Source organism: Nocardia grenadensis, from assembly GCF_050942415.1.
In the GTDB taxonomy this organism is placed as follows: Bacteria; Actinomycetota; Actinomycetes; order Mycobacteriales; family Mycobacteriaceae; genus Nocardia; species Nocardia grenadensis.
Window position 1 is genome coordinate 3,731,824 of the sequence record NZ_CP192054.1, and the last position, 14,234, is coordinate 3,746,057.

General features: G+C 69.6%; 12 protein-coding genes and 1 pseudogene. 5 read left to right on the forward strand and 8 right to left on the reverse strand.

Annotation, left to right across the window (positions count from 1 at the left end):
• Positions 1-23: 23 nt before the first annotated feature.
• Together ACQPYS_RS16995 and ACQPYS_RS17000 are read right to left on the reverse strand one after the other, a co-directional pair.
• Positions 24-929: an SAM-dependent methyltransferase gene (locus ACQPYS_RS16995; RefSeq protein ID WP_433490134.1), complete on the reverse strand. Its 906-nt coding sequence runs from the start codon at positions 927-929 to the stop codon at positions 24-26.
• Between the two features lie 260 nt (positions 930-1,189).
• Complete coding sequence (locus tag ACQPYS_RS17000; RefSeq protein WP_433490135.1) at positions 1,190-2,605, reverse strand: bifunctional lysylphosphatidylglycerol flippase/synthetase MprF; 1,416 nt, start codon at positions 2,603-2,605, stop codon at positions 1,190-1,192.
• A gap of 499 nt (positions 2,606-3,104) precedes the next feature.
• On the opposite strand from ACQPYS_RS17000, the gene ACQPYS_RS17005 reads away from it, so the two are divergent.
• Together ACQPYS_RS17005 and ACQPYS_RS17010 are read left to right on the forward strand one after the other, a co-directional pair.
• Positions 3,105-3,281, forward strand: coding sequence for a hypothetical protein (locus ACQPYS_RS17005; protein ID WP_157107112.1), 177 nt, complete (start codon positions 3,105-3,107; stop codon positions 3,279-3,281).
• Complete coding sequence (locus tag ACQPYS_RS17010; protein ID WP_433490136.1) at positions 3,281-4,441, forward strand: AI-2E family transporter; 1,161 nt, start codon at positions 3,281-3,283, stop codon at positions 4,439-4,441. Before ACQPYS_RS17005 ends, ACQPYS_RS17010 begins: the two co-directional genes overlap by 1 nt.
• A 45-nt stretch (positions 4,442-4,486) precedes the next feature.
• On the opposite strand, the gene ACQPYS_RS17015 is transcribed toward ACQPYS_RS17010, so the two are convergent.
• From ACQPYS_RS17015 to ACQPYS_RS17025, 3 genes and pseudogenes are all read right to left on the reverse strand, one after another.
• Positions 4,487-5,182 (reverse strand): cupin domain-containing protein, encoded by a 696-nt coding sequence (locus ACQPYS_RS17015; protein ID WP_063034882.1) that lies wholly within the window; start codon positions 5,180-5,182, stop codon positions 4,487-4,489.
• Positions 5,183-5,199: 17 nt separating this feature from the next.
• The gene (locus tag ACQPYS_RS17020; RefSeq protein ID WP_431937769.1) at positions 5,200-5,583 is read right to left on the reverse strand and encodes a hypothetical protein; all 384 of its coding nucleotides are present in this window, start codon (positions 5,581-5,583) and stop codon (positions 5,200-5,202) included.
• Between the two features lie 160 nt (positions 5,584-5,743).
• Positions 5,744-10,375 (reverse strand): annotated as a pseudogene (locus tag ACQPYS_RS17025) (HAD-IC family P-type ATPase); the annotation flags it as partial.
• Between the two features lie 182 nt (positions 10,376-10,557).
• Between ACQPYS_RS17025 and ACQPYS_RS17030 the strand changes: the two are divergent.
• From ACQPYS_RS17030 to ACQPYS_RS17040, 3 genes are all read left to right on the forward strand, one after another.
• Entirely contained in the window at positions 10,558-10,689 is a 132-nt protein-coding gene (locus tag ACQPYS_RS17030) for a hypothetical protein (protein ID WP_433490137.1), read from the forward strand.
• Between the two features lie 234 nt (positions 10,690-10,923).
• Positions 10,924-11,355, forward strand: coding sequence for an SRPBCC domain-containing protein (locus tag ACQPYS_RS17035; RefSeq protein ID WP_063034885.1), 432 nt, complete (start codon positions 10,924-10,926; stop codon positions 11,353-11,355).
• On the forward strand, positions 11,345-11,683 hold the full coding sequence (locus ACQPYS_RS17040; protein ID WP_063034886.1) for an ArsR/SmtB family transcription factor: 339 nt from the start codon (positions 11,345-11,347) through the stop codon (positions 11,681-11,683). The genes ACQPYS_RS17035 and ACQPYS_RS17040 overlap by 11 nt, the downstream gene beginning before the upstream one ends.
• Before the next feature lie 140 nt (positions 11,684-11,823).
• Here the strand turns inward: ACQPYS_RS17040 and ACQPYS_RS17045 are convergent, their stop codons facing one another.
• From ACQPYS_RS17045 to ACQPYS_RS17055, 3 genes are all read right to left on the reverse strand, one after another.
• A complete protein-coding gene (locus ACQPYS_RS17045) occupies positions 11,824-12,918 on the reverse strand; it encodes a phosphomevalonate kinase (RefSeq protein WP_433490138.1) in 1,095 nt (364 codons plus the stop codon).
• Between the two features lie 116 nt (positions 12,919-13,034).
• The gene (locus ACQPYS_RS17050; RefSeq protein ID WP_063034888.1) at positions 13,035-13,262 is read right to left on the reverse strand and encodes an acyl carrier protein; all 228 of its coding nucleotides are present in this window, start codon (positions 13,260-13,262) and stop codon (positions 13,035-13,037) included.
• On the reverse strand, positions 13,263-14,225 hold the full coding sequence (locus ACQPYS_RS17055; protein ID WP_433490139.1) for a ketoacyl-ACP synthase III: 963 nt from the start codon (positions 14,223-14,225) through the stop codon (positions 13,263-13,265).
• Positions 14,226-14,234 lie beyond the last annotated feature (9 nt).

A 14,234-nucleotide genomic window follows, 5' to 3' on the forward strand; every position in this document is an offset into this window, starting at 1 on the left:
CCCGGGCGGCCGGCCGACCCGGCCTACGTCGCCCGGTCCGGATTCCGCACCGCGGCCAGGTACCGCGGTCGTTCCCAGTGCTGTTCGAGTTCTTCGGGGAGTTCCGGAAGAACCAGACCATAGGTGGCGGCCAATTCGGCGGGTGCCGCGGCCTGCACCGACCAGCCGTGCCCGCTCAGCCACTCCTCCGGGTCCGTTCGGTCGTCGGTGTAGAACAGTTCGGCCGGGTCGATACCGCCGAACGGGTTCTTGTCCAAGTACTTCGTTTCGATCTTGGCGAAACTACCGCTCGCCACCCCGTCCGGGATGCTCTCCACCGCGACCCGGCTGCCCACCGGGCTCAGACCACCGATACGCGTGAACAAGGCGTCCTGCGCCGCCCCGGGCAGGTACGGCAGCAGCCCTTCGGCAGACCATGCCGTGGCCGCGGCCGGATCCGCTCCGGCCACCGCCAGCGCTGCCGGCCAGTCGGACCGCAGATCCACGGCCACCGGGCGCCGTTCGGCGCGCGGGGTCGCCCCGTGTTCGGCCAGCACCCGGTTCTTGAACTCGAGCACATCGGGTTGGTCGATCTCGTAGACCACTGTCCCCGCCGGCCAGTCGAGCCGATACGCGCGCGCGTCCAATCCGGCGGCCAATATCACCATCTGGGCGATTCCGTCCGCGGCGGCCGACAGAAAGAAATCATCGAAGAATTTGGTCCGCAGCCCCATGAATCCCGGTACGAGCGGAGTGCCCACAAGGGTCGGCGGATCGGCCAGTATGTCCAGAAAATGCGGCTCACCGGCGGCGCGCACGAACAGCTCCGCGTACTCGTCGCGGATCAGCGGCTCCGGCAGAGCGGTTTCCAGCGCTCGGAAAGTCGCCACCCCCAGTGCGGTGAGTCCGACACCGGTGACGATATCCCAGACATCTCCTTCGGTTCGCATAACGGAACCTCCCGATCGGTGGATACGGACAAGATGATCAGACGCGAAAACTACACACTGTTTCTGCCGAAGCCCCGAAAAGAAAGGCGAGCCGAGGGGCCGGTCACCGACGATTCTACGTCCGGAAAGGGCGGTCGCGCGGTCTGAACAGGTAGTACGGCGGCACGGCCCCCGGTGTGCCACGACCGGACAACACCGCGTGTTTCGTGAAGCGCCGGCCCGGCCCCCATGTCCCGAGTCCTACCGCGGCAGGGCCGGCATCAGCGTTCCCGGTGGCGCGGCACGAATTCCAGGGCGAGCAGCGCCGCGGCTGCCACCACTATCTCCCGGCGGCGGATCAAGACATATCGTTGCTCGGACAGGGCATGGAATTTGCACAAGAACCGGTAGAGCGATTCCAGCCGTATCAGTGGATCGCCCAGATGTGCCAGCAGCCGGGCCACCCGGGCGCCGCGTGATGTGTTCCGCCGAGCGAACAACTCCGGAAAAGGCGCGAAGGCCAGGGCGATCCGGTGGATACCGTGGCCCCGCGCATAGTCGACCAGATCGACGATCATGCGCTCGTTGACACCGTTGTACGCGTCTCGGCGCCGCCATGGGACATCGAGACTGAGTTCTTTTCCTTTTCCGGAGATGCCGTAGCGCTGAAAGCCGACCGCCCGCCCGTCCATGCCGTCGGCGATGACGACAAGCATGTTCGGATGACGGCCGTCGAGTAGATGATCGAGAATCATCGAGAAGCCGCGGACCTGCCTGCCCCGCCTCCATTGGTCGACAATGGCGAGCAGTTCGGCCCGCCGCGCCTCGGTCAGCGACGACTCGTAACGCACCTCCGTGCCGACGCCCGCGTTCACGGTGTGGTTCACCGCCTGACGCAGATTGCGGAACTTGCGGCCGCTCAGGTCGAATCGGTCGACGTCGATGACCACGTCGTTGCCGATCGACACCGGGTACAGTCCGCGGTGCCGCCCGGCGCGCACCTGCCACAGCTCGGCCAGGCCCGGACTCGCGCCCAGTACCGCGATCCGCCAGCCACGACCGGCGGCGAACTCGGAGAATGCCGAGATCAGGTCCGGGAACGCGGCGCGATCACCGACCGGGTCACCGCCGACGACGGCCACACCGAAGCGGGTGCGATAGCCGATGGCCGCGGTGGATCGCCGATCGAAGAAGTACGCCTTGGCCGAGTGCATGGCGAACGGTGCGAGCGGGTCGCCTTCCGTGCGGCCGACCAGTTCGGCCACCCGATCGATCCGGTAGGGCTGCGACCCGGCCCGCTGCGGCAGCACCAGGACAAAGCCGGTTGCGGCGAGCAGGGCGAAGCCCACGCCGGGATGGTGGATGCGGTAGGCGACACTCGCGATGGCGAGCACCAGGACCGCGACCGTGATGTGCGGGTAGGTGATCGGACGGCGCAGGTATACGCCGCGGGCCACCAGCAGCCCGGACAGCGCGAGCGCGGTCGCCCAGGAACGGGCGGCGCCGCCGCGGGAGGTGACCTCCGCTTCGTATACCAGGACCAGGGCGATCAGCAGGATCGCGATGACCGCCACCACCCGCGCCGCGGGGGTGGCGGGTGCGGTTATTCGGCGATCGACGAGAGGTGCGCGGCCGCCGGGCGCACCCACGGAATCGTCCCCGTGGTGGCGTTCCCCCTGCCATGACCGTTCTGCCATGGTAGTGCTCCCGCTGTTCGCGTACCCGCACCTGCGATATCCGTTTCGGCCGTCGGCCGACTGCAATTCTAGTCATTCGACTCGATCATCGACAGTCGTGTGCGGGCACCGCCCCGGCGGATAGTGCCGATGCCCCGGTGTGCCAGATGAATTACCGCGCCCCGCCCGCGGCGGTCCGCGCGCCGAGTTCACTGCGCCGGCGCTGCCGGTACTTCCGCGGGGTCTCCCGTCGCTTCGCGGGTCAGTATGCCGTTCCGGCCCGGTGGCCGTGGCGCCTTCCGCCGGCAGGGCCGCCGTGACCATTGGATCTCCCACGGCGGGCAGCGGAATCGGCTTCCGCGGAATGTGGGGAGGGCGGCTGTTCGAGTGGTGGAAGCAGCGGCGGGAGGTGAGGCCACCACTCCGGGTGGGCCTGCACCACGTGTCGGACACCTCATGCCTTTGCGGATGAAACGTCGGCCCTCTGTTCGTCGGCGTAGTGCAGATCTATGCTCCACATGTGGCCGTGGTCGGCATTGTCGAGCTGCTGCTGGTAGGGCCCGCGTTGCGCACGGAGCGCGAGCGCGGGCAGCCGCTGCCCACCGGCCCACCCCGCCGCATCGGCCTCTCGACATCTTCGCCACACGACATCGCCCGCCGACCGATCCGCCGGCCCGCGACGGATGAGGTGCGGTGATGAGCACGCCCGACGACGAGCCCGGACCGGACCGGGCACCGGGGTACGCCCCCGGCACCGATCCGATCGGCGAGGCCGAGCGCACCGCGGCCGCGCTGAGCAGCGGCTCGCAGCCGCGCGGCGGACTCGGCCCTCGATTCGACCGGAACTCCCCCTTCTTCGTCGGGATGACGGCGGCCGCCGGAGTGTTCACGACGATCATCGCCGTGGCGGCGCTGCGGGCGGTGGAATCCGTACTGGTGATGATCGGAGTCGCGTTCTTCCTGGCCCTCGGTCTCGAACCTGTCGTCCAGTGGGCGACCGCGCGCCGGGTACCGCGCTGGGCCGCGGTGACCGTGGTGTTCGTCGTCGGGGGCGCCGCGCTCGCCGGATTGGTGGCCGCGGCGGTCCCCCCACTGACCCAGCAGGCGTCGCAGTTCATCGACGCGGTCCCCCGGTATCTCGATCAGCTCACCGATCCCACGTCCTGGACCGGCCGGCTCAACGACCGGTTCGACCTGCAGAATCGATTGACGCAGGCGTGGAACGGCGCCGGATCGTCGGTGGTCGGGGAGATCGCCACGGCCGGGGAGGCAGTGTTCACCGCGTTGACCGATACCGTCATCGTCACGGTCCTGACCGTCTACTTCCTGGCCGGACTGCCTCGTTTGCGGGCCGCGCTGTACCGGTTCGTGCCCCATTCCCGCCGGCCGCGGGCGATCCTGCTGGGCGACGAGATCTTCGCCAAGGTCGGCGCCTATGTGGCCGGCAATATTTTGATTTCGGTGATCGCGGGGGCGGCGACCTTTCTGTGGCTGGTCGCGTTCTCGGTGCCGTATGCGCTGCTGCTGGCCCTGTTCGTGGCAGTACTCGATCTGGTACCGGTGGTCGGGTCGACCATCGCCGGGATCGCGGTGGCGGCCGTGGCATTGACGGTATCGGTTCCGGTCTGTGTGACCACCGTCGTCTTCTTCGTCACCTTCCGCCTCGCGGAGGATTACCTGCTCGTTCCCAAGATCATCGGAAGGTCGGTGAAGGTCCCCGCGCTGAGCACTCTCCTCGCGGTCCTGCTGGGCGGGGCACTGCTCGGGCTGGTCGGCGCACTGGTGGCGATCCCCGTCGCGGCCGCCCTGCACCTGATCGCCCAGGAGGTACTCTTTCCACGCCTCGACAAGGCGTGACGCGCGGACCGCCGCTTCCTCGGCGACCGGGTCGAACCGGTGGATTCAGTGTCGTCTGGTGATCACGACCGGATCGACCCCGGCCGGGATATCGGCCAGGGCCGAGACCGGGACGCCCAGAACCGAGGCGGTGATCTCGCGGGGGATCGCATTCAGGGCAGCACGCAGGCCGATATCGTCGCTGGTCTCCGGAGCGCTGGTATTGAAGACGATGAGCAGTTCGAGCGGCGCGTCGCTACGGGCGTTCTCGAAATAGTGGAAGAACCCCTGTGGCGCGAAGACCAGATCTCCCGCGTGCGCTTCGAACACGTCGGTGTGATAGCTGCCGTCCGGGTGGGTCCCGAGCACGGTCCATTTCGCGGTGCCCGAGATGTGGTAATTCAGTTCCCAGGCCGTGGGATGCCAATGCGGTTCCCGGATACCGCCGGGCTCGAGCCGCACGAAATACGCGGCACCGTGCTGGCCGGCCAATACCGGGAAGTTCTGCTCGTGCGCACCCCGGAGGGTGCCGCCGTCGTAGCGGCTCGGTTCGGCGTCGGCGAGATGGAACAGATGCGCCGAAGTGTTCAGGTTGGCGTCGATCTCGCTCGCGCTCGGCAGTCCGGCGTCCCCGGGCTCCGCGCACGCGGTCACCGAGGCCGCTGCCGCACCGAATGCCGCACCGCCCAGGGCCGCCGCGCCGGTACCGAGCACGGCCCGGCGATTCACAGTCGTGGGTTCGTCGGGGCGATCACTCGACATGGGGCTCCCCCGGGCCGCTATGTGGTGGCCGTGTCGGCGCCCACGGGCTCGGGCCGGGAGGATTTCCGCAAGCGGCCGACGATCAACCCGGTCGCCGCGAGCGCACCCGCGATGGGCCACTCGACCGCTCCCGCGACGGTGAGCGCACCGAGCCCGCCGTAGTACAGATAGCGGGTGGGCAGGGACAGTTCGACCGGTCCTGCCTTCATCTTGATGCCCTGGCCGGGAATCGCGATCTTCGCATCGAGAAAGGGCAGTGCCAGCGTCGCCGCGGGTGCGGTGTCGGCGCCGGGCTGCCCGTCCGGTTTCTCCGGGGACCCGGAGGTTTTCTCGCGGGCCGCTTCGCCGGCGTCGGCCGCGGCGGCCGAGCCGGTACTGTTCGCTTTACTTTGTGCGGGCACGGGACACGATCCTCTCGTCATCGAGAACTACCGGTTCTGTCCGCTCCGGCGTGCGCGGAGCGGTATGACAGCGAGCGTGACGATATCGATGATCTCGCTCCGGAGGGGTGGAAGGCAACCGGTCGACACGATCGATCAGTTCCTCGGTGCGCCGGGCGAACCATGCCGGGGAGAGCACGACCAGCGCGGTGGCCCCGGTGACCGCCGTGAGCACTCCGGCCCAGGCCACCGGGCCCAGCGGCGTGCACCCGAAGAACTGGCTGACGCCGGGTATTTCGACGACGGCCACGAGCACCGCCGCGCTACCGACCGCCGTGGCCACTACGACCGGATCGTCGTGCCGCAGCACCAGCGTCTGGGCGAGTTGAGCGCCGACCAGCGCCGTCAACCCCATGGTCGCGGAGCGCCGCCGGGTACCCGGCGTCCATCGGCCGATCATCCACGCGGTGGTCGCCGCGGCGGCGGTGGCCGCACCACGACGGACAATCGCCTCGATCAGCGGACGGCCGAGCGAGGGAGCGGGTGCGGCCAGGACCGAATCCGGATAGCCGGCGCCCGCCGCGGCCGGCGCCCCCGTGGCCGAAGGACTCGGCGGTGACACAGCGATGGCGAGCGCCGGGAACATATCGGTGAGCAGGTTGACCAGTAGGAGCTGCCGGGTACTCACCGGAGCGCCGCCGCGACCGAGGGCGGTGCCGAGAACGGTGAACACCACTTCGCCCGCATTACCGCCGAGCAAGAGGGTCAGGGCATCGCGGACACCGATCCACATATTGCGGCCTTCGACAAGAGCGTCGAGCAGTGCGGTGAGGTTCTCACCGGTCAAGACCAGATCGGCGGCTTCGCGGGCGGGTGAGGAACCGCGCCCGGTGACCCCGATACCGGCATCGGCCATCCGGATCGCCGCGGCGTCGTTGGCGCCGTCACCGACCATGGCGACCACCCGCCCACACTGCTGCAGGGCCGCGATCACCTGCACCTTCTGTTCCGGACCGACCCGTGCGAAAACCTGGGCCGAGGCCGCCAGTTCGGCGCGGCCGTTCTCGTCGGCGGTGGCCAGTTCGGCACCGGTGACGACCCGGGCGTCGGCCGGGAAACCGAGTTGGCGCGCGATGGCCCGGGCGGTGACGGGGTGATCCCCGGTGATCAGCGCGACGGCGCAGCGGGCAGTGGCCAACTGCTGCAGGAGGGGGCGCGCCGAATCGCGGACGGTATCGGCGAGACCGACGTAGCCGGTGATGGTCAGATCGATGGCCAGTTCCTCGATCCGATCCTGATCGAAACTTGTCCCGTCCCGCCCGGAGTCGAGTTCGCACTGGGCGACGGCGAGCACCCGCAGGCCCTGATCCGCCAGGTGATGCACAAGCGCATCCGCCGCGGCCCGGCCGGCGGATCCGTTGTCGAACCGGCAGCGTGGCACGATCACCTCCGGAGCCCCCTTGAGCACCAACCGCGCCGAGGTGCCGGGTCCGCCGTCGCCGTCGACGATGACGGCCGCGGCGTAACCGCGGCAGGATTCGAAGGGCAGCTCGGCGAGCACGATCGGGTCGGGACCGGCACCCGGCAGGCGGGCGGCCGCGGTGAGGACGGCCTCGTCCGTGGCATGGGTGTGCCCCTCACCTGTATGCGGCCGGGGGCACGCCCATCCGGCCGCCCGCACCACCGCGGCGGCGGGTGGGTCGGTAATCGCCGGATAGTCGCCACCCGGTGGGAAATCCGGTGGTACCGCCGTCACGACGGCGAGCCGGTTCAGTGTCAGCGTGCCCGTCTTGTCGAAGCAGACGGTGTCGACGCGGCCGATGGCCTCCAGCGCCCGAGGCGCCCGGACCAGCACCCCCAGTTTCGACAGCCGGCGGGCGGCAGCCAGCTGGGCCATGGTCGCCACCAGCGGTAGCCCCTCCGGGACCGCCGCCACGGCGATGGCCACCCCGTCGGCCACCGCCCGGCGCAGCGGTCCCCGGCGCACCAGCGACAACCCGGTGACCACCGCGCCACCGGCCAGCGTGAGCGGCAGCACCCGGCCGGTGAGATCACGCAGCCTGCCCTGGACCCCGGTGGCCGGTGCCACGCCGGACACCGTGGAGATCGCGCGATTCGCGACCGTGGCCGGACCGGTGGCCACGACGATGGCGCGAGCCCTGCCGGCGACTATCGTGCTGCCCTGGAACAACATGCTGGCGCGTTCCGCGGCGTGGCCGGCCACCGGCTCGACGTGTTTGAGCACCGGCACCGACTCACCGGTCATCGACGACTCGTCGACCTCGAGATCCTGGGCGACCAGCAGCCGGGCATCGGCCGGTACCACCTCTGGTGCCCGCAGCTCCAGGACATCGCCTGGCCGCAGCCGGGTCGCGGAGACGACGGTGACCCGGTCCGAGGTCCGCGCCGCCTCCAGCCGGTTCTCGGCGGCCGCTCGCGGAACGACGACCCGGCGGACAGCCTGTTCCTGTTCGGCGAACAGGGCCGCCGCGGCATCCTCGGCCCGCAGCCGCTGGATACCGCTGACCAGTGCGTTGACACTCATCACGCCCGCGACCAGCAGCGCATCGATATTGCTGCCCAGGATCGCGGCGGCCGCGGCCCCGATGGCGAGAACCGGGGTGAGCGGATCGCTCAGTTCCCGGCGGGCCGCCCCGGCCAGCCGGCCCAGCAGTGCCGCGGGTACGCGCAGTCGTTCGCCCACCACGCTGTGCGACAGGACGACAACCTTCCGCCGCCAACCCGGCGCGGGGTTCGGAATCGCGGCCCGCCGGCCGCGGAGGACGCGCGCGTACACGATGGCGGGGTCGAGCGCATGCCAGGCGGTGAGTGGTTGCGGCGGCGGGTCCGGTGATCGCACCACCCGCTGCGCGGCCAGCCCGCACAAGATCCAGGCGGTCGCGCCTGCCGCGTCGACCGGAGCGATCCACTGTCCCAGCGCGAGTCGGCTCCGCCGGCCGGTCTCCCCGGTCACCACGAGCAGGCCCGCCAATGTGCTGCCCGCCTTGGCCAGGCGCACGGCGGTGTCGATCGCCGGGCGCGCGGCCACGACGGCCGCGAGCACTCGGACCGCATCGGCGAGGTCGGCGCCGGTGACGAGGTCGGCGGTCCACGGTGCCGCGGCCGCGGGATCGTCGACGGCGACCCCGATATCGGCGAGCGCCAGCGCGGCCAGGGTGTCCACCGCATCGGCGTCCGGATGCAGCGACGAGATCAGCAGTACCGGGCCACGGTCGGCGCGCAGTTCCCGGACGAGGTCGAGCAGGCCGGTGCCGGGGTCGTACGCGGCGGTGACCGAAGCGCCGAGTTCTTCGGTGCCACCTGTATTGCGCAGCACCACCCGCGCACCGGTACGCCGGGCGGTCTCGATCAGCGGAACGGCGCAGGGGTCGAGCTCCCATCCGATCGTCACGGTGGCGACCATCGCGCCATCCGCGAGCAGGTCGGCGCGGTCGGTCCCCGGCATGGTGGCAGCCGCAGGTTCGTGCCATCGCAGAGTGACACTGTCGAAACCGATCTCGTCGGCGGAGGCGGGGATCTGTTCACCGTGCAGCAGGGCGTCGGCGATCTCGAAGATCCGTCCCCGGTGCCATCCCGGTGCGCAGACTTCGACATCGAGCACGGCCCGGGTATCGCCACGCAATGCCGCACCGTCGATGACGACCACCCGCACCCGATCGAGCCGGCGCAACACCCCCGGGTCCAGCACCAATGAGCCCGCCTTGGCCAATCCACGGCCGAGGACGAGTGCGTACGCCTCCCGGCCCATATGCGCCGCTTTCGGTATGCCGGCCAGCAGCGTATCGGCGATATCGTCGGCGGTACCGCCCCCGAGCAGGGTGCCCGCGGCCGCCATTAGCGATCCGTTCGCGGCTTGTTCGGCGTACTCCTCGACCGGACCGGCGGCGGCCGTGTCCTCGGGCGCGGGGCGGGGTTCGGAACCGGCCTGCTCCGCCGCGAAGATCGTCGCGGGCGCCGGCCCGCGCGGCCGGGTAGCGGCCGCGAGGCCGGGTTCGCGCTCACACCAGGTCTGCCGGCGCGCCAGTGCCTCGGAGATCTGGGCGGTTCGCGCGACGAGATCCAGTAGCGGCGCGGCGGGCGCCAGGCCGAGCCCGTGCGCGGTAGCGGAGAACATACTGGTCAGCAGATCGGTACCGGCCCGTCCGAGCTTCGACTCCAGCAGCGCGACGATCCGTGGCTGATGGTTGATCACCGCCGCGGCGGCCCGAGCGGCCCGTGGTGCCGGGGGAAACCGGCCCAGCCGGCCGATCACCGAGGTACCGATCGCCAGAACATCGGCCACCGCGGCCACCACCGGAACCGCGACCGCCAATGGGTCCCCGGGATCGGTGACCAGCCCGCGGTATCGCGTTCCCGGTTCCTCCTGCCCGGCACTCGGCAGGTCGGCCGCGGGGCGGATGGTCGCGCGGACCTCGTCCGGATCCGCCGTCTCCGCCAGTTCGATCACCAACCGTCCGAGTACGGCCTCGACGTGCGCGGATACGACACCGGGCCTCCCGGCGACCAGCCGTGCGAGCTCCGCGGGCCCGGCAGTGCCGTTCGTCCCCAGCAAGGTCCGGTCGAGATCGATGTGCAGCCTGCGTCCGGACGCCCACGCCGGGTCGACGCCCACCTCGTCGGTGCCCCTGCGCGGTGGACCGCCGAGTACGACCCGGGCCCAGTCGCGTACCGGCCCGACCGCCGGGCCCACGAGCGCTGGGGCGACCAGCGCGGTGGCGGATCCGATACGGACGGTCGACGCCATCGCCCCTGTCGCGAGCCGCGCGAACCCACCGAAGTCGATGCCCCGCATGCGCTCAGGCTTCCCGAGTGATCGGTCGATGCATTCGGGCGAGTGTAGGCGCGGAGAAGGGCGGTCGAGGATGCGCGCGCCGCGCGTTGCGGTATCGGAACCCAACTGTGCGCCGGCGCGCGGTTCACCCGTGCAGAATCGTCTCTCCCCCGCGATGGTCCCGGGCCGTAACAATCGGCGATGTGATCGAAGTGGACGATCAGATGCCGGGGTCCGGGGAAGATCTGGCTGCGCCGGTAGGGCGGCGGATCGACGACCGGACCGGGAGCGGCGACGCGGCGTACGACGGCTCACAGATCACCGGCACCGGGTAGGCGTAGTCGTCGAGCACGTCCAGCAGTTCGAGTACCCCCGGCCGGCGGAAGACTGGTCGATCTGCTGTTCCCCCGGCCACAGAGTGCCCGCGACAGGCCCTGGGCGCAGTGCGCTGCCCGGGCGGCATACCGAAGTCAGTACTCGGTTCATGGAGAACCGAGCAGCCCTTGACGCAACCGACCAGTTGCAATAGTATTTATCGCAATCAACTGGTTGCTATAAAGGAGTACGCAATGGGATTCCCCGATCAGATCGCCCGCACCATGGAACTCGCACATCCGCCCGCCAAGGTCTGGGCCGCACTCACCACCGCCGAAGGGCTCGGTTCCTGGTTCGGCAATACGGCGACGATCGACCTGCGTCCCGGTGGCGCGGCTTGGATGACGTGGGAGGGCGGGCATACCGCGAATATGCGAGTGGAGCGGGTGGAGGAGCCGAGCATCTTCGGATTCACCTGGCAGATCTTCGGATTGTCCGAGGACGATCCGCGACGCACCTATGTCGAGTTCACTCTCGAACCCGTCGGCGCGGGCACGCGGCTCACCGTGGTGGAGACCGGCTTCGCGCAACTGCCCGAGGACGAACACCGCATCGCCTTCGGCGGCAACACCGACGGCTGGGCCAGCGAACTCGCCGAACTCGTCCAGTACCTCGATGCAGCCTGACCAGGAAATCATCGCGGAACGGGTCTTCGTCGCGCTCGCCGATCCCAGCAGGCGCTCGGTCCTTGCCACTCTGGCCGCCGGCGGCCCGGCCACCGCGACCGATCTCGCCGATCGACTGCCCATCAGCCGACAGGCGATCGCCAAACACCTGGCCCTGCTGTCGGAGGCGGGCCTGGTGATCGCGGAACCCGGGGAGCGGCGGCGCATCCGGTACCGCCTCGATTCCGCGCCCATGCAGGTTGCGCAGCAATTCCTGGCCGCGATGGCGCGGGACTGGGACGGCCCGCTCGACGCGTTACGTAGACACCTGGACAACCGGGAACAATGAGGCCGTGGCACTCCCGGCGATGGACATCCTTATCGCCGGGTGTCCGTGATCTGAATTCTCTCGATTCGCCGCCGCGCCCATGCCCGAGTCCCACCAGGACAGGCATGGGCCCGGACGGCCCCCGGGACCGCGGCAAAGGCTCACCGCTCGTATTCCGCACCGGGGTGGACCCCTACCGGCACGGGCCGGATACCGGCGGCAAGCCAGCGACGGGTCACCTCGGCGGCCACCGCGGGGCGCTCGCTGTCCAGGACAGCAATGCCGCAGTCGCCGCCACCGGCGCCCGATGGCTTCGCGGCCGCCCCGGCGCGCTCCGCTTCGGTGCACAGCACATCAAGGTGACCTGTCCGGATGCCGAGGCCGGTCGTCGCGTCGAGCGCGTAGAGAAGTTCTCGTGCCCGGCGTATTCCGTGGCCGACGGCATACACATCGTCGTCAGCCAATGCGTTCACCAGGTGTTCGACGGCGTTCCTGCTATCCGAGAGGAATCCGGGGCAGGCGTCGATCCGGTGGTGCCGGTCCCCGGTTCGTGCGGTGAGCGCCGGTGTCGAAGCGGGCCGGCCGGTCCACCCGACCAGCAGGCCGACCCGTTCGGGCGGCGGTATCGTGCGCACCGAGAAACCCGGCCACGGTGCGCGCAATGCCGCGGTGACCGATCCACCCCGAACGAATTCCCGTACGCGGTGCCGGTCCGGACTGCGGTAGGCGACCCACCCGCCCCAGGTGGACGCGGCGATATCGCCACCGGAACCGTTCGGGCCGACCGCGAGAGAGGCCAGCATTGCCAGCCGGTACCGGTCGGTGCGGCCGAGGTGTAGTCGATAGAACGCGGCCAGCGCGTCGACCGTGGCCACCGTCACCGCGGCGCTGGAACCGAAGCCCAGCTTGTGCCCGCCTTCGGTCATGCCCTCTCCCCTGGCGGTCAGCCGGAAAGAGCTCGGTTGCCCACCCGATTCGGCCAGGAGCCGTTCGACCACCCCCACGGCCGCGAGGACGAACCCGAAAAGTCCCGGGTCTCGGCCGGATACGGGTACGAGGCGCCCGGAACGGCGCGTGCACCGCATCGTGCTCCCGCCGCCGAGATCCGAAGAAAGCACCGTCGTATCGGACGGACTCTCGGCGATCGTGACGGCCACATAGCGGTCCACGGCGACGAGGACCGCCGGATTGGCGGGCCGGAGCACGGCGTATTCACCGGCGACGAACAGTTTGCCCGGCGCACGGCGGGTAATCATCGCCGGCTCCCGCGACCGGCCCGGGAATGCGGTGGGCGCACGAGTGCTTCGGCACTGTTCACGGCCGACCTCCGTGTTCGAGCGGCCGGATCGCTGCGCGCGCCCGGCCTGAACGGTCAGGAACGATCGTGGTTCACCCGCATCGCCAGATCGTCCAGTGACCGCAGACTTTCGGCCTCGGCGTCGGAGATCTCGACGTGGAAGGCGCGTTCGATACGGACCAGCAGCGCGCTCATATCCATCGAGTCGACACCCTGGTCTTCGAGGGGGAGATCGGCGCGCAGCGCGTCGAGATCCACATCGAAATCCGTCATCAGTTCGGCGATATCTCGTGCGGTGGTCATCTACTTCTCCTTTTCGGTGGCACGGATCAGACAGGTCCCCCAGGAAAAGCCCACCCCGAAACCGCTGAGCACGATGTCGGTAGGCGGCCGCTGCCCGAGGCGGGCGGCGAGCATCAGGGGGATGGAAGACGAGACCGTGTTGCCGTATTCGGCGATCTCGAAGGGAAGCCGGCTCTCGTCGACTTCGAGGTCGTCACGCAGCGTGTCGACAATGCGTTTGGAACCCGGGTGTACGAGGAACACGCGGATATCACCGATCGTGAGATCGTTGCGCTCGAGCACCCGGCGGATGCTCGCAGGACCTTCCCGGGCCGCGTTCAGGAATACGCCGCGACCCTGCATCGCCAGGCGATCGGTATCGGACCTGATCAACGACGAGGTGCCCGGGACGGTACCGAAATCGGCATCGACAATCCGGTATCCCCCGGCGCCGGTGGCGCAGTATGAGACGGTGGCGCCGTCGCCGAACAACAGGGCCGTGTCCCGGTCGTGCGGGTCGACGATTTCGCTGTACGGATCACAGGTGAACAGCAGCGCGTGGTCGAAGCCGAAGCGGTCGGCGAGGGCGGTCACCACGGCCAGCCCGTGGGTGTATCCGGCGCAGCCCTGGGACAGATCGAAGGTCATGCACTGTTTCGCCAGTCCGAGTTTCTCGTGCAGGATCGCGGCGGTATGTGGTATTGGCATATCCGGGTTCTGGGTGACGACGCAGCAGAGTTGGATCGCGGCGGGGGCGATCCGGATACGGCCGCACAAATCGGCGAATGCCGCGGCGCACAGGTCACTGGCCCGTTGGCCGGGTTCCTTCACGGCACGGGCCGTGATGCCGATCTTGGTGTTCAAGAACTCCTCGGTCACGGCCAGCGATGGCGCGGCCTCCGCGTTCCGCAGCCGCTTACCGGGGAGGTGGGTGCCGATGGCGGTCAGGGCGATCGGCCCGGGCCCGGCGGTGTGGTGCCGCATGGAATCCTC